The organism is Streptomyces sp. NPDC021562 (assembly GCF_040640875.1).
GTDB lineage: Bacteria > Actinomycetota > Actinomycetes > Streptomycetales > Streptomycetaceae > Streptomyces.
The window spans coordinates 1-20,983 of the sequence record NZ_JBFACN010000054.1 but is presented as its reverse complement, the minus strand read 5'-3'; the positions used below and the strand labels follow the sequence as shown (position 1 = coordinate 20,983).

Genomic DNA, 20,983 nt, shown 5'->3' with positions numbered 1-20,983 from the left:
GCCTGTTCGAGGATGACGTGGGCGTTGGTGCCGCTGACGCCGAAGGAGGAGACGGCGGCCCGGCGGGGGCGGTCGAGGTCGGGCCAGGGCCGGGCTTCGGTGAGGAGTTCGACGGCGCCGGCGTTCCAGTCGACCTTGGTGGAGGGCTGGTCGACGTGGAGGGTCCTGGGCAGGACGCCGTGCCGCATGGCCTGGACCATCTTGATGATTCCGGCGACTCCGGCGGCGGACTGGGCGTGGCCGATGTTGGATTTCAAGGAGCCGAGCCACAGGGGTTGTTCGCGGTCCTTGCCGTAGGTGGCGAGGAGGGCCTGGGCTTCGATGGGGTCGCCGAGGGTGGTGCCGGTGCCGTGGCCTTCGACGGTGTCGACGTCCTGGGGGGTGAGGCCGGCGTTGGCGAGGGCCTGGCGGATGACGCGTTGCTGGGCGGGGCCGCTGGGTGCGGTGAGGCCGTTGGAGGCGCCGTCCTGGTTGATCGCCGAGCCCCGCACCACGGCGAGCACCGGATGCCCGAGCCGCTCGGCGTCCGACAGCCGTTCCAGGACCAGGACACCCACGCCCTCGGCCCAGCCGGTGCCGTCGGCGGCCTCGGCGTAGGCCTTGCAGCGGCCGTCCGCGGCGAGCGCCCGCTGCCGGGAGAACTCCACGAACGACGTCGGCTGCGACATCAGGGCCACACCGCCCGCGAGGGCCAGCGTGCACTCGCCGTTGCGCAGCGACTGCGCCGCCAGGTGCAGGGCCACCAGCGAGGAGGAGCAGGCCGTGTCCACGGTGAGCGCCGGGCCTTCGAGGCCGAGGGTGTACGACACCCGGCCCGAGGCCACGCTGCTGGCCGTGCCGATGCCGTGGTAGCCCTCCAACTCCTGCGGGATGCGCGACACCTGGCTGCCGTAGTCGTGGTACATCACGCCGGAGAACACCCCGACCGGCTCGCCGCGCAGCTTCGCCGGGTCGAGACCGGACCGCTCCAGGGCCTCCCAGGAGGTTTCGAGGAGCAGCCGCTGCTGGGGATCCATGGCGGTCGCCTCACGCGGTGAGACGCCGAAGAACTCCGCGTCGAAGTCGGCGAGGTCGTACAGGAACCCGCCCTCGCGGACGTAGCAGCTGCCCGCCCGGGAGCCCTCCGGGTCGTACAGCTCCTCCAGGTTCCAGCCCCGGTCGCCGGGGAAGGCGGAGACCGCGTCGCGGCCCTCGTCCACCAGCCGCCACAGCTCGTCCGGGGTGGTCACGCCGCCCGGCAGCCGGCACGCCATGCCGACGATCGCGATCGGCTCGCCGGAGCCCGCGCTCTCCGGCCGGATCTCCTCGACCGGCGCCTCGAAGCCGGTGAGCAGCGAGTCCAGCAGCTCGGCCACGGCCTGCGGGGTGGGATGGTCGAAGGCGAGCGTGGCGGGCAGCGGCAGCCCCGTGGACTCGGTGAGGCGGTTGCGCAGGGTGACGGCCTCCAGCGAGGTGAAGCCCAGATCCTTGAACGACCGTCCGGGACCGACCTTGGACAGGCCGCCGACGTCCCGCACCCGGGCCGTCTCGGTGCGCACCAGGTCGAGCAGCACCCGGAGCCGTTCCGGCCGGGCCAGCTCCCCGACCCGCTCCCGCAGGGCCTCGGTGACCGCGCTGTCCGCCGGTGCCGGGGCGGCGGAGACGTCGATGAGGCCGCTGAGCAGCGGCGGCAGCGCCGACGGACGTGCGGAGCCGGGGACGCGCCCGGCGCTCGCCGTGAGCGCGGAGGTGTCCAGGGCCAGCGGCAGGCAGTGCACGGGCCCGGCCAGCTGGGCGGCGTCGAACATGGCCAGGCCCTCGGCGCGGCTCAGTTCCCGGACCCCGGTGACCGGTTCACCGGCCGGGTCCGCCGCGGCCGCCGGTTCCCAGGGACCCCAGGCCAGGGACTGCGCGGGCAGCCCGCGGTCCGCGCGGTGCTGGGCGAGGGCGTCCGCGAACGCCTCGTAGGCCGCGCGATCGCCCTCGCCCGGGGCGCCGAGCAGGGCGGCGGCCGAGGAGCACACCACGAAGGCGGCCAGGTCCTCGTGGGCGCGGGCGAGTTCGTGCAGATGGAGCAGGGCGCCGACGGCCGACTCCAGGGCCCGGTCCGGGCGGTGGGCGAGCGCCGTGCCCCAGCCGTGCGTGTGCACGATCGCGGTCAGCGGCCGTTCCGCCCGCTCCAGCGCGGTGGCCAGAGCGGTCCGGTCGGCCGGGTCGCAGGCCGTCGCGGTCGCCGTCGCGCCGAGCGCGGTCAGTTCCTCGCGCAGGGCGACCAGTGCCGCGTCCTCGGCGTCGTACGAGCCGATCAGCAGCAGGTGCCGGGCCCCGTGGCCGGCCACCAGGTGCCGGGCCAGCGCGGCGCCCTCGGCGCTGTCGGCGCCGGTGACGACGACGGTCCGGCCGGGGTCGAGGGCCCGGTGGGCGGGACCGTCGGTGGTGACGGACACCCGGGCCAGGCGCGGCAGCAGCAGGACGCCGGTGCGCAGCGCGAACTGCGGTTCACCGGTGCCGAGCGCGGCGGGCAGCGCGTCCAGGGAGGCGGGGGTCTCGTCCAGGTCGGCCAGGGTGAGGCGGCCCGGGTGCCGGCTCTGCAGGGAGCGCAGCAGGCCCCAGACGGGGGCGTGCGCGATGTTGTGGAGGGTCTCGCGGGGGCCGGTGGTGACCGCGCCGCGGGTGGCCACGGCGATCCGGGTGCCGGCCAGGCGGGGGTCGGCGAGCAGACCGGCCAGCTCGCCGGCGAGTTCGGCCACCGTGCGCCGTACCCCGGTGGCGAAGCCCGCGGCGGCGGCCGCCTTCGGCACGTCCACGGCGAGCACCACGACCGCGGGCACCGCCTCACCGGCCGCGGCGGCCCGGCTCAGCCGTTCGTCGAGCCGCGCCCCCAGCGTCGGGGCGTCGGGTCCCGCCAGGGTCCACGGCTCGGCGGCGGGGCCGTCCGGCAGCGCCGCGGGGACCCAGTCGAGCCGCAGCAGCGACTCGAAGTGGGTGCTGTTCGCGGCGCGCAGCCGCATCGGGCGGTGCAGCAGCTGGTGCCGGACGATCTTCCCGGACTGGGTCCGCGGGATGGCCTGCGTCTCGTACAGCTCCTCGGGCACCTTGTAGTACGCGAGCCGCTCCCGGCAGGCCGCGTACAGCGCCTCGGGATCCAGCCCCTCGGGCTCCGGCACCAGGAACGCCACCGGCACCTCGCCCAGTACCTCGTGCGGCTTGGCGACCACGGCCGCGTCGGCGACCCCGGGCACCTCGCGGAGCACGTCCTCGATCTCCCGGGGGTGGATGTTCTCGCCGCCGCGGATGATGAGTTCCTTCAGCCGGCCGGTGATCGTGAAGTATCCGGCCTCGTCGCGGACCGCCAGGTCGCCGGTGCGGTACCAGCCGTCCCGCAGCGCCTCCTCGGTGGCCTCGGGGTCGTTGTGGTAGCCGGCCATCACGTTCGGGCCGCTGACCCAGACCTCGCCCTCCTCGCCGGCCGGCACGTCCGAGCCGGTGCCCGGGTCCACCAGCCGGACGTTGACGCCGGGCACCGGCAGACCGCACGAGCCGTCCACCCGGGCGCCCGACGGCCAGCTCATGGTGATCGAGCCGCAGGTCTCGGTGGAGCCGTAGGCGTCGAGCAGCGGTGCGCCGTAGGCCTGTTCGAAGGCGGTGTGCAGGGACGCCGTGGTCACCGAGCCGCCGACCAGGCAGACCCGCAGCGGGGGCGCGGTGAAGTCCTCGCGGGCGGCGGCCCGCACCAGGTGGTGGTACATCGTGGGCACGCCGGCCAGGAACGTCGCGTTCTCCTCGGTGACCGCGGCCAGCACGTCGTCCGCGTCGAAACCGTCGACGAGCCGGACCGACGCGCCCACGGCGGTGGCGGCGACCACGCACACGATGTGCGACAGGCTGTGGAACAGCGGCAGCGGCCACACCATGCGGTCGTCCGGGCCGAGCCCGGGGATCGGCACATAGCCGGCCGCGACCGACCACAGCGCGTTGCGCTGGGTCGACCGGACCCCCTTCGGGCGGCCCGTGGTCCCGGACGTGTACAGGATCCACGCCACGTCGTCGAGGTCCAGGTCGTCCCGGGCGGGCAGCGGCGGTTCGGTGGTGGCGAGCTTCTCGAAGGAGACGGTGCCGACCGGGTGTTCGGCTCCGGTCACCACGATCCGCACCGGGTCGCCCACCACCGGCAGGGAGCCGAGCACCCGGCGCACCTGGTCCAGGTGGGCGCGGTCGGTGATGACGACCCGGGCACCGCTGTGCCCGAGCAGATGGCTCAGTTCCACGTCGGTGGAGCGCGGGTTGAGCGGTACGCCGATGGCGGCGGCCCGCACGATCGCCAGGTAACTCTCCACGTTCTCGACGCAGTTGCCGAGCAGGATCGCCGCCCGGTCGCCGGGTTGCAGCCGCAGCGCCGCCAGGTGGCCCGCTATCCGCGCGGTCCGCCGCGCCAGGTCGGCGTGGCTGACCGCGCGCCGCGGGTCGCGGTAGGCGACCTTGTCCCCGAAGCGCTTCGCATGCGCCGCGAGCAGTTCGGGCAGCGGTTGGATCAGCTCGGTTCGCAGCATGTCCATACACCTCTCGGAAAACACGGCGGCAACGAAATGCGGTGGGTCCGGTACGACCGTCAATTCTGCGGCGCGGCCGCATTGCGGTAACCCCAGGTCGCCCCCTAACACCGCCCTATTTTCGAGCCGTTCGGATATCACATCCACGGCCCATGGGAGCGATGGGTCGGTGCCTTTAGCATGGGGCACAGCCCGTTCCGTACGAACCATTCCGTCGTACGTGCTCCGACGCCTTTCGAGCGTCCCGTGAAGAACTGAGGCACTCCCCATGACCCTGCACTGGACCCATGTGCGCATTCCCGCCCCCGACCGCGTCGGACCAGGGGGAATATCCCGACCTGAACCGCCTGCGGAACTGTCCGGGCTGCTGCGCGGACTGCGCGCCGCGGACCCGGCCGCCCGCTGGTTCTTCCACTGGTCCGACGGGGCCCACCCGGCCGCCGTCGACCTGTGGGCCGCTGCCCGTGGCGATGTTTCCCAGGAATTCGCCCGGCATTGCCGCGAACTCGGCCCGGCCCTCGGGGCACCCCCCGAAAACCCCCCTGCCCCCGGTGAATTCCACCCCGCCGCGGTGCATGGTCCAGCGGCGCTGCCCATCGAATTCGACGACGAGATCGCGATGGCGTCGAGTGAACTCGCCCTGGCCGTCACCCGGGAGCCCGCCTTCGACCACCACACGCAACTCGTGCTGGCCGTCTGGCAGCTGCGGCACGTCATCGCACTCCTCGGGGAACCCGCGCGCCGCGGCTTCCTGTTCCGGATCTGGCAGCACCGCACGGCCGCGCTGACCCCGGCCCAGCGCACCGGCCTGTGCGCCCGTTCCGCCGAGGCCGTCCGCTCGGTCGCCGGTGGGCTGCCGGCGATGAGCCCCGACACCGAACGCGGCTGGGAGGGCTACCTGCGGAGCCTGCGCCGCACCGCGCAGGCCTGGCAGGCCGCGGACGCCCCGGTCAACTACCTGCTCTTCGAGCACACCCACCTGACCCTGCGCAGGCTGCGGGTGCCGTCGGCCGTGGAGGCACTGGCGGCCCGCACCCTGCGCGCGTCCCTCACCCCGTCCGGCGCCGACCGGGCACCACTGGCGGTACCGAGGACCGTGCTGCAGACGGCCTAGAGAAGTCCCGGCGGGAGCGGCCGGTGTCCGGAGACGCCGGTGGCAGCAGCCGTCGACGGCAGCAGCCGGCGACGGTGCAGACGCAGAAGATGACAGGAGAAGCCGATGGCAGAAGCAGACGACGGCAGGAGCCGACGATGACTGAACCCGCGCACCACCGGGTGGACGTGGCGCTGGGCGACCGCTCCTACCCCGTGCACATCGGGCCCGGGGTACGGACCCTGCTGCCGGGGCTGGTCGCGGCGACGGGGGCCGCGCGGGCCGTCGTCGTGTCGGCGCGCCCCGCGCACGCGCTGCCGTCGCTCGGCGTCCCGGTCCGGTGGGTCGCCGCCCGCGACGGTGAGGAGAACAAGAACCTCGCGACGGTGGCCGAACTGTGCGAGCACTTCGCCCGGTTCGGCCTCACCCGCTCCGACGTGGTGGTCTCCTGCGGCGGCGGCACCACGACCGACACGGTCGGGCTCGCCGCCGCCCTCTACCACCGCGGCACCCCCGTCATCCACCTGCCGACCTCGCTGCTCGCGCAGGTCGACGCGAGCATCGGCGGCAAGACCGGGGTGAACCTGCCCGAGGGGAAGAACCTCGTCGGGGCCTACTGGCAGCCGCGCGCCGTGCTGTGCGACACGGAGTTCCTCGACACCCTGCCGCCCCGCGAACGCGTCAACGGCTACGGGGAACTGGCCCGCTGCCACTTCATCGGCGCACCCGGCCTCGCCGCCCTTCCGCTGGTGGACCAGATCGCGCGGAGCGTCGCCCTGAAGGCCTCGGTGGTCGCCCGCGACGAACGCGACCAGGGCCTGCGGCACGTCCTCAACTACGGCCACACCCTGGGGCACGCGCTGGAACGGGCCACGGAGTACGCACTGCGGCACGGCGAGGCGGTCGCCGTCGGCACCGTCTTCGCCGGCCTGCTGGCCGGCGCCCTGGGCCGGATCCCGCCGGCCCGGGTCGCCGAACACCGGGACGTGGTGGCCTCGTACGGCCTGCCCACCGAACTGCCCGCCGACGTGGCGGACGACGACCTGGTGGCGTACATGCGCCGGGACAAGAAGGCCGAGGGACACGCCCTGACCTTCGTCCTCGACGGCCCCGCCGGCCCGGAACTGGTCCCGGACGTCCCCGAGGACCTGGTCCGCGCGACCCTCGCCACCATGCCCCGCACCACCGCCCCCCACGCGTCCCTGACGGCCTCGCCCCGCTGATCCGACGCGCACCGAGCACACTGAGCACGAGCACACCGAGCACACCGAGAAGGCCCGGACGGCGATGCGTCCGGGCCTTCTCGGTTCGTGCTGTTCCTCAGGGGGCCGGCACCGGCGTGGCGACGAGGTCCAGCAACGCGGCGGGGGAGTGCAGCACCGCGTCCGGCGACTCGCGCAGCAGCGGCTCCGGGTCGACCCCGGCCCACAGTGCGGCCGCCGCCCGCACCCCCGCCCCGCGGGCACTGTGCAGGTCGGTGACGGCGTCCCCGACCATCACCGTCCGCCCGGCCGGCGCCCCGAGCACCGAGACCGCCAGCCGCACCATGTCGGGCGCCGGCTTGGGCCGTACCACCTCGTCGGAGCCGATCACCACCTCGAACGCGTCCAGCAGCCCGAGCCGGGTGAGCAGCGAGCGGGCCCGCTCACCCGCCTTGCCGGTGGCCACCGCCATCGGCACCCCGCGCCGGCGCAACGAGTCCAGCAGCTCGGGGATCCCCGCGAACACCTGGACCTGCGAGGCGAGCCGGCGGCTCTCCCGCACGAACGGCCCCTCCATCGCCGCCGGCAGCCCCATGATCCGCATGATGTCGGGGAAGTACCGGCCGAGATGGCGGTTGTACTCGGCGAACGGCGCCTCGCCGGCGCCCACCACCTCGGCGTAGGCGACGCTGAACGCCTGCCGCATCACCTCGAAGCTGTCGACGAGCACCCCGTCGAGGTCGAACACGACGGCCCGGACCCCGTCCCCGGGCCCCGGCGCGGCCTTGTGGGCCTGGTGCGCCGTCTGCCCGTCACCACTGCCTTGCCTGTCAAGCATGCCGCAGCCTCTCCGAGTTCAGTAGCGTCGATCGGGGCACCACCCGGGCGGCTCTTGTGGAGCGCGCCCCGATCCGTGCCCTGCGGGCCGAGCGGTAGATGCGCTCGATCACCGCGATGGTGCGGCGGACCTCCTCGACGGTCCGCCCCCGGGCTGCCGCGTCCGCCAGCAGCCCCGGCAGCTCGTCCAGCTGCCGTACGTACTCGGCGCCGATCTCCTCCTCCGGCAACGGGACCTCGGTCCGCGCCCCGTCCCGCACCACCTCAAGCCATGATCCCTTGCGGCGGTTGGGGCTGAAGCCGAACGTGCAGTCCAGCGTCGCGCTGCCGGCGCTGCCGTCGACCCGGATCCGGGTGGCGTCGTACGGCTCGTGCGAGGCCCAGCTGGCCCGGATCGCCACCGACACCCCGTTCTCGGTCACCAGGAAGCCACGCGCGGTGTCCTCCACGTCGCCCTCGGCGTCGGGGTCGCGCGGTGCGTCGTCGCGCCAGGCGGCCTCCGAGGACTGGTCGTTGACGAAGTCGTCGGACACCGTGCCCACCGCCTGGTCGAACCCGACGGGACCGAGGATCGGCCCGACGGTGTCGAGCAGGTGCCAGCCCAGGTCGACCAGGGCCCCGCCGCCGGCGAACTGCCGCTGCGTGAACCAGCCGCCCGCGTTCGGCACCCCGCGGGCCCGCACCCAGGACAGCTCGACGTGCCGCAGCTGCCCCAGGTCCCGGTCGATGACCTCGCGCAGTGCCAGCACGTCGGCCCGGTAGCGGGCCGCGCTGCCCGCGAGCAGCGTCGCGCCCCCCTCGCGCTCGGCGGCGGCGAGCTGCTCGGCCTCCGCCGAGTTGAGGCAGACGGGCTTCTCCAGGAACACCGGGATGCCCATGCGCAGGATCCGGCAGGCCACCGCCGAGTGCAGATGGTTCGGCACGGCCACGATCGCGAGGTCGACCTCGTCGGCGGAGAGTTCCGCGACGTCGGACAGCAGCCGGGTCTCGGTGCGGTCCTGCGGGACGTCGGCGCGGGCCGACTGGTTGGGGTCCACCAGGAAGGACACGTTGAAGGAGGGGTGCCGGCGCAGCCGCGGAAGCCAGATGGACTTCGCCGCCCACCCCAGACCCACCACGCTCGTGCGGATCGGGGGCTGCCCCGGTCCCCGTGCGCTCACCCGGGTGTTCATGCGCGCGCGACCTCCTCCGCGACGACTTCGGCGACGGCGTGCATCTGCTCCTCGCTGCCCAGCAGGGTGCGGTGGTGCAGCCAGACGCAGTCGGCGTTGATGGCCTCGGTCACCGGGCAGCGCTCGGCGAGCTCCGCGACGGTCGCGGCGGGCGGCGCGTACTCCCAGAAGCCCTCCGAGCGGTAGATCGCGCGGAACGCGACGAAGGCCGGGACACCGCGCTCGACGAGCCGGTCCACCAGCGCGTTGCGGGCCTCCTCGGTGATGCCCGGGATCCGGAACATCTGCATGTAGTGCGGGTGGGCGGTGACCCGCTCGTCACGGCTCTGCGGGACCACCCCGTCGATACGTCCGAGCAGTCCCGCCAGCAGCGGGGAGCGCTGCTCGCGGGTGGCGATCTGTTCGTCGAGCCGGCCCAGCTGGGCCCGCAGCACCGCCGCGGAGAACTCGTTCATCCGGAAGTTCGAGCCCGAGGTCTGGTGGTAGTACTTGCGGTCGGTGCGCGGCCGGCCGCAGCTGTGCCGCAGGAAGCCCTCCTGGTAGGAGGCCTCGTCGGGGAAGGTGACCAGACCGCCCTCGCCGGCCGTCATCAGCTTGCCGTTCTGGAAGCTGAACGCGGCGACCGAGCCGAGTTCGCCGGCCTTGCGGCCCAGCCACTCGGCGCCGTGCGCGTGGGCGGCGTCCTGGATCAGCGGCACCCCGGTGTCGGCGGAGAGCTTCCCGAGGGCGTCCATGTCGGCGAAGTGCCCCGCCATGTGCACCGGCATGATCGCGGCGGTGCGCGAGGTGACGGCGGCGGCCACCGCCTCCGGGTCCAGGCAGTACGTCCGGGGGTCGACGTCCACCGGTATCGCGACCGCGCCCAGGCGCTGCGCGGCCTGCGAGGAGGAGATGAAGGTGAAGGCGGGGACGACGACCTCGCTGCCCTCGCGCACGCCGAGCACCTGCAGGGCCAGTTCGAGGGCGTGGGTTCCGTTCGTCACCGCCAGCGCGTAGGGCGCCCCGTGCCGTTCGGCGAACTCCCGCTCGAAGGAGTCGACCTCGCTGCCTCCCATGCGCCACCACTGGCCCTGCTCCAGGGCGCGGAGCAGACCGGTGCGCTCCTCGTCGCCGTACCGCGGCCACACCGGGAGGTCCGCGAGCAGTTTCGCCTGATCGTTCATGACGGTCCATTCCTCTTCTGGGGAACGCGGAGATGTCCGCGGAGGGCCAATTCACCCCGGAAAGCCGTTCAGCGGCGGCGGGGAATATCACGCTACCGCGCGGACGGCAGCCTCTCCCATCCCCTACCGGGTCCCCGAAAACCCCCCTGAATACCGGGAGTCGACCCCCCTGATCCGAAATGCGGCCCCCCGATACCGGCCACGGAACGGGCCGGGCGATAAAGAATGATGGGCGTCTGGGCCGAACCCGAAGAATACGTTTCCGCATCGCAGTTGTGAGGTGAGTCATGAGCGCGATACTCCTGCTGAACGGTCCCAACCTCGGCATCCTCGGGCAACGTGAGCCGGAGGTGTACGGCACCGACACCCTGGCGGACATCGAACGGGCCGTGGGCGAGGAGGTCGCCGCGATGGGCTGGGAGGTGGTCTCCGTCCAGAGCGACTCCGAGGGCGACCTGGTGCGCGCCGTGCACGCCCATTACGGCACGGTCGGCGCCCTGGTGAACCCGGGGGCGCTCATGGTGGCGGGCTGGAGCCTGCGCGACGCCCTGGCGAACTATCCGCGCCCCTGGGTGGAGGTTCACCTGTCGAACGTCTGGGCCCGTGAGCAGTGGCGCCACGAGTCGGTCATCGCACCGCTCGCCTCCGGCGTCGTGGTCGGCCTCGGCTCACTCGGCTACCGCCTCGGCGCCCGAGCCCTCCTCACGATCGCCGCCGGAACCTCCCGCCCCACCCCACAACTAGCCGCAACCGCATAAGCACCCCACAGGGGCGGGCAACTGCGCGCCAAGCCCCCACCCCGCCCGGTGGAGCGCCCCGAAGGGGCGCGGGGAACTGCGCGCCAAGCCCCCACGCCGCCGCACCCGCCCCACCCCCCGCACCCCCCCGCACCCCCCGCACCCCCCGCACACCCACCGCTCCCACCCCCCCCACAGCGCCCGCCCGTCCGCCCACAGGAGCTCCGTATGAACGCCACCGTCGCCTGTACCCAGCAGTGGATACGCCGCTACCACCCCAAGCCGGCGCGGCGCATGACCCTGGTCGCGCTGCCCCACGCCGGCGGTTCGGCCAGCTATTTCCACCCGTTGTCGGCGGCGCTCGGCGACGACGTCGAGGTCCTGGCCGTGCAGTATCCGGGCCGTCAGGACCGCCGCCACGAGGCCTTGATCGGGGATGTGCACGAGCTGGCCGACCAGGTCGCCCGCGCCCTCATGCCGTGGGCCGGCCCCGTCGCCCTGTTCGGCCACAGCATGGGCGCGACCGTCGCCTACGAGGTCGCCCGGCGCCTGGCGGACGGCGGCTCGCCCGCCGCGGCCCTGATCGTCTCCGCCCGGCGCGCCCCCTCCGTGGCCCGCACGGACGCCTTCCACGAACTCGACGACGAGCAGCTGCTGAAGGAGGTCCTGCTGCTCGGCGGCAGCGACGCCGCGTTCGCCCTCGACGAGGAACTGCTGCGCCTGACCATGCCCGTGCTGCGCAACGACTTCCGGGCGGTCGCCGATTACCGGTGCGCGCACCCCGAACCGCTGGCGGTCCCGGTCACGGCGCTGGTCGGATCGACGGACCCCAGGGTCACGGTCGCGGAGGTCGACGCCTGGCGCCGCCACACCAGCGCCGCATTCTCCCTGCACGTCTTCGACGGCGGTCATTTCTATCTGGCGGAGCACCCCGGCGCCGTGACGGAAGTCCTGCGTTCGGCGCTCGCACCGCACTTTTCCACGGAAACCTGAGGGGCGCGGAAAGGGGCGGGAGAAGGCGCGGGAAAGCGCGTAGGAAAGGCCATTGGAAAGGGCGCGGTCCCCACGGAGGTGACGGGCCGGGAGGAGGGGAGGAAGAACCGTGAGTCGTCTGGGAATCGACATGGGCGGTACGAAGGTGGCGCTGCGGCTGGAGCGCAACGGTGCCGCGGTGGGCGCGCCCGCGCAGCAGACCGTCTTCACCTGGCCGCACGAGGGCGGCGTCGCGGCCGACATGGACGCGCTCGCGGCCGCGCTCACCGCGCTGCCCCGCCCGCCCGGTGACCCGGTGACCTCGGTGGGGACGGCGCTGCCGGCGGCTCTGGACACCGAGGGCCGGGTCTCCGGCTGGCCCAACCGGCCGCACTGGCAGGGCCTGGACATACGACGCCGGCTGACGGCGCTGCTGCCCGGCGCCCGGGTGCGCATCGCCGACGACGGCGACCTGGCGGCGCTCGCCGAGGCCCGCGCCGCGGGCTGCCGCGACCTGGTGCACTTCGGCGTGGGCACGGGCATCGGCGGCGGCATGGTGCTGGACGGCGTGCTGCGGCCGGGCACCGCGCGCGGCTCCTGCGAGGTGGGCCACGTCGTCGTCGACCATCGCGGTGACGCCCGGTGCGACTGCGGCCGGTACGGCTGTGTCCAGGCCCTCGCCTCGGGGCGTGCGACGCTGCGGCGGGCCACGCGGGCACTCGGTCGGCCGGTCGGGTTCGCGGAGCTGCGGCAGGCCTGGACGGACCGGGCGGAGTGGGCGGTGGAGACGGTGACGACCGGGGCGTCGGCACTCGCCGCGGCCGTCGTGTCCCTGGCCGAGCTGGTCCACCCCGAGATCGTCACGATCGGCGGCGGCTTCGCGGCCGCCCTGCCCGGCTACGTCACGGAGGTCGCCGCCCGCACCGAGGCCCTCCAGCGCCCCACGGCCCCCACCCCGACCCTGCGCCCGGCCGCCCTGGGCGCCCTCTCCTCCCTGGACGGAGCCCTCCTCCTGTCCCGCGACATCGGCACCGCCGCCCCACCCCGCACGACCGTCTGACGCCGCGCGGGCCGCCCCGACGCCCGAACCAGGCGCGCTCGTGGAGCGTGAACCCGCGCCCAGGCCGCGTGCAGGCCGCGTGCAGGACGCGCGGCCTGCGGTTGCTACGGGTGGCGTCGGCGGTGGATCGGTGTCCAGGTGCGGGTGGCCGTGGTCAGCAGGCCGCCGTGGCGGTGTTCGCAGCGACCGACGCCTGCCGCGCGGCGCGCCGCGGGTTTCCAGTAGGGCCTGGACTCGGGGGTGAGCGCGGGATCCTGGTTGAGGATGGCGACCTCCAGTGCCCGCAGTTCGTGGCCCGGGTCGAGGCCGAAGTTGTCCAGCAGCGCGGCCCGGGTGCGCTGGTACGCGGCGAGGGCGTCGTGCTGGCGCCCGCACCGGTACAGCGCCACCATCAGCAGCCCGCACAACCGCTCGCCCGTGGGCTCGGCCGCCGCCAGTTCCTCCAGCTCGCCGAGGATCTCGTGGTGCCCGCCGCGCCGGAGGACCTCTTGGGCGTAGTCCTCGAAAACGCTCATGCGCAGCCCCGCGACCGCCTTGAGCTCCGGCCACGCGATCCCGGACTCGACGAGGTCCGCGAGGGCCGGCCCGCGCCACATGGACAGCGCCGAGCGCAGCTTCGCGAGCCCCGACTCCTGGGCGCCCGCCGCGAGTTCGGCCCGGCCCCGGTCCACCTGGCGGCGGAAGTGCCAGAGGTCCAGATGCCCCTCGGCGACGGTGAGGCGGTACCCGGGCGCGGCGGTGGTGAGCCGTACGGAACCGTCGGGCCGCGCGTGCCGCTCGATGGTCCTGCGCAGTCCCGACACCGCGTTCTGCACCATTTTCCGCGAGGTGGCGGGCGTGTCGTAACCCCACAGCGCGTGAATCAATTTGCTGGTCGGCACGACGTCGTTGGCGTGCAGCAGCAGAAATCCCGCAATGGCGCGCTGATTGAATCCGCCGAGCCCCACAGGAGTGTCGTCGGATACGGCTTCCAAAGGACCGAGCAGATTGAATCGCACGATGGACCACACCCCCGGTTGACCGCGGTGGCTGAGACTGCTTCCGCGACGTACCCCTACAGTAAAAAACCACCTGACCTGTTTGTCAAGGCCGATGGCGGGTCGCCGAGTGGGTGTCGAGAGAGGCATGTGCGCAGGTCAGATGCCATGAGGGCACAGATTTTGCGAGTCCTTGCCCGAAGGGTTCTCGTCGATTTCCGGCGCGGAACGTTCCGTTCCGCCCTCTGGAGGGCCCCTCCGGGCCCGATGATCCGTCAGTTACCGACCGGTGTGCGCGGAGAAACCGGGGCCCCCTGAGGGGTTGCTAGCTTCGGCCCGTCGTACTTCTGGAAAAACGTTCGTACGGAGGGAACCAGTGAATCTGGTCGAACGCGCTGATCAGGAAGCGGAACTGAAACGAATACTCGGCGAATGCGCGGCAGGAAAGGGTGCCGTCGTACTGCTCGAAGGTCCGGGCGGCAGCGGAAAGACCGAGCTGCTCCACCAGACCGCGGAACACGCCCGCCACTGCGGTGCGGTGGTTCTGCACGCCGGCTGCTCACGGGCCGAGAGCGCGCTGCCGTTCGGCGTCCTCGGACAGCTCTTCTCCTCCGTGCCGGCCGCCGACGGCCCGGTCGCCCGGCTGCAGAACCTCTACCAGCGCCTGCACACGGAGTCCGCCGGCCCCGAGGCCGCCGGCCAGGACCCCGCCCCTGCCTCCGGCGCCGCCACCATCGGCCCCCGGCTCGCCCTGCTGCTGGACGAGATCACCGCCGCCCTGCTCGAACTCGCCGAAGAGGCACCGGTGTTCGTCGGCGTCGACACCATCGGGCACGCCGACCCGAGCTCGCTGGCCTGCCTCCTCTACCTGGCGCGCCGTACCGCGTCCGCCCGGGTCACGGTCCTCCTCACCGACGACGGGGCCGCCCGCCGCCGGCTCTTCCGCACCGAGCTGCTGGACCAGCCGCACACGCACCGCGTCACCCTGCGGCCGCTGACCGAGGCCCAGGTCGCCGGACGGCTCGCCGCCCATCTGGACCCGGACGAGGCCGAACGCCTCGCAGGCGAGTTCCACGCCGTCAGCGCCGGCAACCTGCTGCTCCTGCGCGCCCTGCTCGACGACCACCTGGCCTGCGGCGGCGTCCGCCAGGACGGCTACGGCCGGGCGGTACTGCGCCAGCTCGGCCGCCTGGAGGAACCGGTGGCAGCCGTCGCCCGCGCGCTCGCGGTGCTCGGCAGCGCCGAGGTGCCCGCCCGGCTCGCCCGGCTCGCCGGCGTCGACGAGGGCACGGCCGAGTCCGCGCTGCGCACCCTCGAAGCCGTCGGCCTGGTCACCGGCCACGGCCTGAGCCACGACGTCGCCCGGCAGGCCGTCCTCGACGACATGGAACCGGGGGAGCGCACCGAACTGCGGCTCGCGGCCGCCGCGCTGCTGCACGAACAGGGCTGCCCGCCGCGGGACATCGCACCGCTGCTCGTCGAGGCCGACCGCCCGGGCGGCGAATGGAGCGTGCACGTCCTGCTGGAGGCGGCCGAGCAGGAACTGCTCGCCGGTCGCACCCAGCGTGCCGTCGCCGCCCTGGAGGCCGCGCTGCGCGCCCCCGTCGGCGCCGGCGCCGAGCGCGCCGCCGTCGAGTCGCGACTGGTGCAGGTCCGCAGGCTCTTCGACCCGGCGACCGCCGAACGCCATCTGACGGCCCTGACCGGCGCCGCCCGCGCGGGCGAGCTGAACCCGGCCCGCACCCTGGACCTGGTGCGCCAACTGCTGTGGCAGGGCCGGACGACGGAGGCGGGGGAGCTGCTGGACCGGCTGCGCGCGGCCCGCCCGGAGCCGCACAGCGAGGCCGCCGCCCTGCTGGACGACACCGAGAAGTGGCTGGCCTGGACGCACCCCACGCTCGCCCACCGTACCCACCGGCCGGCCGCGGGACCCGAGCACCGGCCCCGCCCCGGCACCGGCCGGCCCGCGGGCCGGGGCCGCCCCGCCGCGCTGCTCGCCGACGCGCTGGTCAACGGCCGCGCGCACGAACTGGTCGGCCAGGCCCACCAGGTGCTCAAGGACCGCGGCCCCACCTACGACCTCAGCTGGCCCGAGGAGCCCGCGCTGCTCGCGCTCGGCGTGCTGCTGTGCACCGACTCCCCGGACGCGGCGGCCTGGTGCGACCGGCTGCTGCGCGAGGGACACACCCCGTACTCGCCGACCTGGATGGCCATGCTGTCCTCGATGCGGGCCGAGGCGGCGCTGCGGCTCGGGGACCTCACCGGCGCGGTCGACCACGCCCAGCAGGCCCTCAACCACATCCACCCGGGCGCCTGGGGCGTCGCCCTGGGCGCACCCCTGGGCAGCCTGGTGCTGGCCACCACCCGTATGGGCCACTACGACGAGGCGGGCGCCTATCTGACCCGGGCCGTCCCCAAGCCCCTGTTCGACACCCGCTACGGCCTGCACTACCTGCACGCCCGCGGCCAGTACCACCTGCTCACCGGCCATCCGCACGCGGCGCTCGCGGACTTCCTCGCCTGCGGGGACCGGATGCGGGCCTGGGGGATCGACGTCCCCGGCATCGTGCCGTGGCGCACCAGCGCGGCCGAGGCCTGGCTGGACCTCGGCAACCACGAGCAGGCCGCCCGCCTGGCCTACGACCAGCTCGGCCGCCCCGGCACCAACGGTGCCCGGGCCCGGGCGGCGGCCCTGCGGGTGCTGGCCGTCGGCGGTCCGGTGGCGCGCCGGCCCCAGATGCTCTCGGAGGCGCTGGACCTCTACGAGCGGTGCGGCGACCGGTACGAGCAGATCCGGATCCTGGCCGACACCGCGGGCGCCTACCACGAGCTCGGCGACAACCGCCGGGCCCGGATGCACGTACGGCGCGCCCGGCACCTGGTCGGGCTGTGCGGGGCCGCCCCGCTCTCCGAGGCCCTGCTCTCCTTCCCCGACGACACCGCCGAGGACCCGTCCTTCCCGGCCGCCACCGGTTCCGGCGACGGCACGGTGCTCACCGGGTCGGAGCGGCGGGTGGCCGCGCTCGCCGTCGGCGGCTACACCAACCGGGAGATCGCGGCCAAGCTGTTCATCACCGCGAGCACGGTCGAGCAGCACCTCACCCGTGTCTACCGCAAGCTCGGCGTGCGCTGCCGCAAGGACCTGCCCGTCGAGCTGGCCACCGGCGGCACCGAGGCGGTGCTCGGCCAGGAGGCATGACAGGGCGGGGCGGACCGGTCCGGTCCGCCCCGCCCGTGGCCCGACGCAGGGTCAGGCGACGCGCAGCCGCGCCAGGTGCTGCCGGTACCAGGGCAGGCTCGTGGCCAGCCCGGCGGCGAACCCCGGCCCCGGCTCCAGGCCCAGGTGCTCCCACACCCCGGCGCTCTCGTAGTAGTGGTCGTCGGTCAGCAGGGTGTACTGGTGCCGCGTCAGCTGCGGCAGCAGGCGCGAGGAGAGCTCCCAGTGCGCGGACCGCGGCAGGTCGCTGTCCGGCAGCGGCAGACCGAGCCCCCGGCACAGCCGGGTCACGGTGCTGCGGACCGTGACGGGCCGGGGATGGTTGACGTGGTGGACCGCCCCCCGGTCGGCCTCGGTCCACTCCCGGCGTGTGAACGCCCCCACCACCCGGGCCAGTTCGTGGACGCCGATGAGCGAGGTGCGGCCCCGGCCGCCCTCCGGCCACACCGGCACCCTGCGCAGCAGCCGGGTCAGCAGCGGGACGTACCACCGGTCGCCGGGCCCGTAGACCAGGTTGGGGCGCAGGACGACACCGCCGTGGCCGATCACCGCCTCCTCGGCGAGCAGGCGGGAGGCGCTGGCGACCGAGGCCGGGGCCGGGGCCAGCCGGCCCTCCCGCACGCCCCGGTGCGGCCCGTGGCCGTACACCGAGGCGGTCGAGACGTACAGCAGCCGGGCCGGTCGGACGGCCCGCGCCAGCGCACGGGTGCCGGCGGCGTTGACCGCTTCGGCCAGGGCCGGGTCCCGGCCCACGTAGCTGGCCAGGTGGAGCACCGTGCCCACGCCTTCGCCGCAGTCGCGCAGGCTCTCCGGAACGGTGAGATCGCCGGGCATCCTCCGCGCACCCGCCGATGTCATCCACTCCGGCAGCGGCCGGCGCGACAGCACGCGCAGGTCGGTCACCGGTGATCCCTTCGAAGTGGGCCGCAGCAGTTCCCGGACCACGGCACTGCCGATGAAGCCGGTGCCGCCCACCACCAGGACCGCTCGCCCGTCACGGGTGTCAGTCGGCAAGGATCCGCACCTCGCAGCCGGAGGCCGTGCCGCCGCCCTGGTTGAAACTCACCGAGACGGTCCGCGTGCCGTCGCCGCGGTCCGGCTGCGGCGTCGCCGTCACCAGGCAGGCGCTGTCGAACTCCACGTATTTCTGGAAGGTGGACTCGCAGCCGACGAGGAGCCCGTCGGGCCGGTCGAGCACGGCGAGCGCGGCCTGCCGGGCCGCCTCCATGAGGACCATGCCGGGCGCGTGGTCGACCGGGTGGTCGAAGAGCACCGGGTGGTCGCGCTCGCAGCGCAGGGTCCACACCCGCGCCATGTTGCTGACGCCGAGCACCACGTCGAACGGCGAGGTGCGGCCGACCAGCCGGGGGGCCACGGCCTCGGACGTCGGTGTCCCGGGCACGCTGTCCGCGTACGTGCCGCGCAGCCGCCGGTAGGCGTTGTCCGGGACGCACTGCGCGGATATGCCGCCGGAGCCGACGAGGACGCCGTCGCGGACGCAGCCGACCTCCAGGTCGACCGCGGCTATGGTCCGGCCGCGTCTTCTGACGTTGCGGCAGCGGACGTCGAGCAGGATGTCCGCGGGGCGCTCGCCGAGCCGGGCACCGTCCGGCTCCATGTGGAAGGAGTGGCTGCTGGAGAGGAACCGGTGGCCGAAGGGCACCTCGTAGGCGAGGTGGCAGATGGTGAGCAGGGCCTGCCGAATCGATTCACCGAGCAGCATGGGGTCGTGCCAGCGGGCGGCGACCCGGCCGTAGAACGAGTGGCTGCGCGGCCACTGGACACCGACCTGGAAGTGGGCGTCGTCGATCTCCCGTACTCCGGTCACCAGCACTTCCGACACCGCCGCGCGGTGCACGACCGCGCGGGGGACTGACTGAAGGAAGAGCTCCGGAGCGTCGAACGACGCGGATTCTCTCTGGTCAAGGAGAGGGGACGGGCGCATCATTGCCTCCTGAGATTGTGTCTGACCTGCACAAACGTCGAGATGGACGTACTGGGGGCGGGAGAAGCGTCGCGAAAAACAGTACCAGTTAGTTGGTTTTTTGTGTGGAGGAGAGGCAAACTTATGACCAGGAGTGGGCCGCGATCTACCCGAGGGGAGGACGACGCGGCGACAGCTCCGATCACGTAGTGAAGGGGTTGGATCCATGGCCAGGCAGGAACGCGCGGAGGTCACCCGTGCCGCCATCCTGGAAGGCGCCGCGCGCGCCTTCGACGCGGAGGGGTACCACGGCACGACCCTCGGCGACATCGTCAAGGAGTCCGGGGTGACGAAGGGGGCTCTCTACTTCCACTTCACCTCGAAGGAGGAGCTGGCCCAGGTCCTCATCGACGAGCAGTTCTCCGTCCTGGACTCGGCCGCGGACGTCGGCGGTCTGGGGGTGCAGTCCGTCATCGACATACTGCACCGCATGGCACGGCAGCTGGTGGAGAACGTCCAGGTGCGCGCGGGCATCCGGCTGGTGACCGACCAGAGTTCCAAGACCGGCATCGTCAGCGAGCCGTACACGAAGTGGATCGAGGTCTTCCGCAGGTGTCTGGCCGAGGCCCAGCAGCGCGGTGACGTCAAGGCCGACATCGACTGCGAGCGGCTGGCCGCCCTGATCGTCGGCTCCTGGACCGGGCTCCAGCTCAGTTCCCAGGTGCTGTGCGGGCGCAAGGACCTCCCTGAGCGGACGACCCTGATGTGGCAGTTGCTGCTGCCCAGCATCGTGCCGCCGCGCAGGCTGGGCCGCTTCCACCCCGAGGGCAGCGCCCACGTCACCGTCCAACCCGCGGCGACCGTCAAGTAGAGAGCCCCCCGCGACCGGCCCGGCCCCACGACCGGCGGTTGGGCCGGCCCTTGCGCCGGGCCGGTCCCCTGCGGTCGGGCTATGGGGCCTCGGGGCGCCGCCGGATCGTCGGGCTCGCCCCGCTCGTCCCGTCAGCCGGCCGGGCAGGGCTCCGGTGCCTTCGTGCGGAAGGTGTCGGCCGTGCCGACCGGGGCGAACGCGCCCAGCAGGACGTTCCACAGGTCGGTGATCTGGTGGCTCGCCTCCGCGGTCGACACCCGGCGCACCGCGAGCGACTCGACCGAGAGCAGCGTGATCGTGGCCAGCACCCGGGCGGCCGCGGCGGGCAGGTCGGCCCGGAGTTCGCGTCGCTCGGCCGCGTGCGCGAACTCCTCCTCGACGCCGCCCTGCCACAGCGCGTGGTGGTCGAACCGCGGCGCCGGATCGGTCCGTTCGCGGTGGAAGCGCAGGGCGGCGCGCAGCGTGGCCTCGCTGCTCAGGAGCCGGCTCAGCCCGTGCGTGAGGTCGATGAGGTGCTGCAGCGCGGAGCCATTCGAGGCGCGGACGGACTCCAGCAGATCCTCCAGCAGCCAGTACGAGTGCTCGACGACGGCGTCGGCGACCTCCTTCTTCGAGGCGAAGTGGAAGTAGAGCGCGCCCTTGGAGACCCCTGCGCCGCGGCTGATGTCGTCGAGGGTGGTGCCCGCGTAGCCGTTCTCCTCGAAACGGTCCGCCGCCGCCGAGACGATGCGCCGCAGGGTCTGCCGGGCGCGCTCCTGCTTGGCCATACGAAGTCTCCCTCTTTGCCTGATCCTGCTTCGCGTCGTCCCCCTCGGCGCATTATAAAACCGGGCGATTGGTATGAGATATCCGGTCGACCGGTTTGTCAGTCACGGTCTGATCGCGTCGGGCGCCACGTACCCGCCCCACACCTCGCGCAGGGCGCCGCATACCTCGCCGACGGTGGCGTGGGCGCACAGCGCCTCCTTCATCGGGTACAGCACGTTGTCGTCCCCGCGGGCCGCCTTCTTCAGCTGGTCCAGGGCGCTGTCGACCCGCGACTGCTCCCGCCAGGCCCGCACCTTGCAGAGCCGCTCGGCCTGTCGGCGTTCGACGGCGGGGTCGACGCGCAGGGGTTCGCAGTGCTCGCCCGCGTCCGTCTCCTGCGCGATCCGGTACGCGTTGCGCTCGATCTCGCCCTTCTGGAACCCCCGCTCGATCGCCGCCACCGCACCCCCCAGCTCCTCCAC

Annotated in this window: 16 protein-coding genes; 7 read left to right on the top strand and 9 right to left on the bottom strand. The window is 73.5% G+C overall.

Translation table 11 applies throughout. The features are described from left to right. Positions 1-4,529: beta-ketoacyl synthase N-terminal-like domain-containing protein (locus AB0G52_RS40185; RefSeq protein ID WP_361344116.1), on the bottom strand; the 4,529-nt coding region annotated here is incomplete at its 3' end. Positions 4,530-4,797: 268 nt separating this feature from the next. Here AB0G52_RS40185 and AB0G52_RS40180 point away from each other — a divergent pair. Both AB0G52_RS40180 and AB0G52_RS40175 read left to right on the top strand, forming a co-directional pair. Beyond that, positions 4,798-5,643 (top strand): hypothetical protein, encoded by an 846-nt coding sequence (locus AB0G52_RS40180; RefSeq protein WP_132893815.1) that lies wholly within the window; start codon positions 4,798-4,800, stop codon positions 5,641-5,643. A gap of 137 nt (positions 5,644-5,780) precedes the next feature. Continuing rightward, a complete protein-coding gene (locus AB0G52_RS40175) occupies positions 5,781-6,845 on the top strand; it encodes a 3-dehydroquinate synthase family protein (protein WP_132893817.1) in 1,065 nt (354 codons plus the stop codon). 97 nt (positions 6,846-6,942) lie between these two features. Here AB0G52_RS40175 and AB0G52_RS40170 read toward each other — a convergent pair whose 3' ends face one another. From AB0G52_RS40170 to AB0G52_RS40160, 3 genes are read right to left on the bottom strand one after another with little or no spacing between them, the layout of a single operon-like run. Further along, positions 6,943-7,662, bottom strand: coding sequence for an HAD-IA family hydrolase (locus tag AB0G52_RS40170; RefSeq protein ID WP_132893819.1), 720 nt, complete (start codon positions 7,660-7,662; stop codon positions 6,943-6,945). Further along, positions 7,655-8,833, bottom strand: coding sequence for a Gfo/Idh/MocA family oxidoreductase (locus AB0G52_RS40165; protein ID WP_361344112.1), 1,179 nt, complete (start codon positions 8,831-8,833; stop codon positions 7,655-7,657). Before AB0G52_RS40165 ends, AB0G52_RS40170 begins: the two co-directional genes overlap by 8 nt. After that, the gene (locus AB0G52_RS40160) at positions 8,830-9,996 is read right to left on the bottom strand and encodes a DegT/DnrJ/EryC1/StrS family aminotransferase (RefSeq protein ID WP_132893821.1); all 1,167 of its coding nucleotides are present in this window, start codon (positions 9,994-9,996) and stop codon (positions 8,830-8,832) included. Before AB0G52_RS40160 ends, AB0G52_RS40165 begins: the two co-directional genes overlap by 4 nt. A 287-nt stretch (positions 9,997-10,283) precedes the next feature. Here AB0G52_RS40160 and AB0G52_RS40155 point away from each other — a divergent pair, with 287 nt between their 5' ends. From AB0G52_RS40155 to AB0G52_RS40145, 3 genes are all read left to right on the top strand, one after another. Next, on the top strand, positions 10,284-10,754 hold the full coding sequence (locus tag AB0G52_RS40155) for a type II 3-dehydroquinate dehydratase (protein ID WP_132893823.1): 471 nt from the start codon (positions 10,284-10,286) through the stop codon (positions 10,752-10,754). Positions 10,755-10,961: 207 nt separating this feature from the next. After that, the gene (locus AB0G52_RS40150; protein WP_361344108.1) at positions 10,962-11,726 is read left to right on the top strand and encodes an alpha/beta fold hydrolase; all 765 of its coding nucleotides are present in this window, start codon (positions 10,962-10,964) and stop codon (positions 11,724-11,726) included. Between the two features lie 109 nt (positions 11,727-11,835). Beyond that, on the top strand, positions 11,836-12,765 hold the full coding sequence (locus tag AB0G52_RS40145) for an ROK family protein (protein WP_361344105.1): 930 nt from the start codon (positions 11,836-11,838) through the stop codon (positions 12,763-12,765). 104 nt (positions 12,766-12,869) lie between these two features. Here AB0G52_RS40145 and AB0G52_RS40140 read toward each other — a convergent pair whose 3' ends face one another. After that, complete coding sequence (locus tag AB0G52_RS40140) at positions 12,870-13,739, bottom strand: AfsR/SARP family transcriptional regulator (RefSeq protein ID WP_361344102.1); 870 nt, start codon at positions 13,737-13,739, stop codon at positions 12,870-12,872. Between the two features lie 379 nt (positions 13,740-14,118). Between AB0G52_RS40140 and AB0G52_RS40135 the strand changes: the two genes are divergently transcribed. Further along, on the top strand, positions 14,119-16,941 hold the full coding sequence (locus AB0G52_RS40135; RefSeq protein ID WP_361344099.1) for an AAA family ATPase: 2,823 nt from the start codon (positions 14,119-14,121) through the stop codon (positions 16,939-16,941). Positions 16,942-16,992: 51 nt separating this feature from the next. On the opposite strand, the gene AB0G52_RS40130 is transcribed toward AB0G52_RS40135, so the two are convergent. Together AB0G52_RS40130 and AB0G52_RS40125 are read right to left on the bottom strand one after the other, a co-directional pair. Next, positions 16,993-17,973, bottom strand: a complete 981-nt coding sequence (locus AB0G52_RS40130; protein WP_132893830.1) for an NAD-dependent epimerase/dehydratase family protein — start codon at positions 17,971-17,973, stop codon at positions 16,993-16,995. After that, positions 17,963-18,904, bottom strand: coding sequence for a ScbA/BarX family gamma-butyrolactone biosynthesis protein (locus tag AB0G52_RS40125; RefSeq protein WP_132893940.1), 942 nt, complete (start codon positions 18,902-18,904; stop codon positions 17,963-17,965). Before AB0G52_RS40125 ends, AB0G52_RS40130 begins: the two co-directional genes overlap by 11 nt. Positions 18,905-19,109: 205 nt before the next feature. On the opposite strand from AB0G52_RS40125, the gene AB0G52_RS40120 reads away from it, so the two are divergent. Next, the gene (locus AB0G52_RS40120; protein ID WP_132893832.1) at positions 19,110-19,754 is read left to right on the top strand and encodes a ScbR family autoregulator-binding transcription factor; all 645 of its coding nucleotides are present in this window, start codon (positions 19,110-19,112) and stop codon (positions 19,752-19,754) included. Between the two features lie 131 nt (positions 19,755-19,885). Here the strand turns inward: AB0G52_RS40120 and AB0G52_RS40115 are convergent, their stop codons facing one another. Further along, on the bottom strand, positions 19,886-20,521 hold the full coding sequence (locus tag AB0G52_RS40115; protein WP_132893834.1) for a ScbR family autoregulator-binding transcription factor: 636 nt from the start codon (positions 20,519-20,521) through the stop codon (positions 19,886-19,888). A gap of 102 nt (positions 20,522-20,623) precedes the next feature. After that, positions 20,624-20,983, bottom strand: a 360-nt coding sequence (locus AB0G52_RS40110; RefSeq protein ID WP_361344094.1) for a methylmalonyl-CoA mutase family protein, incomplete at its 5' end; no start/stop codon positions are given.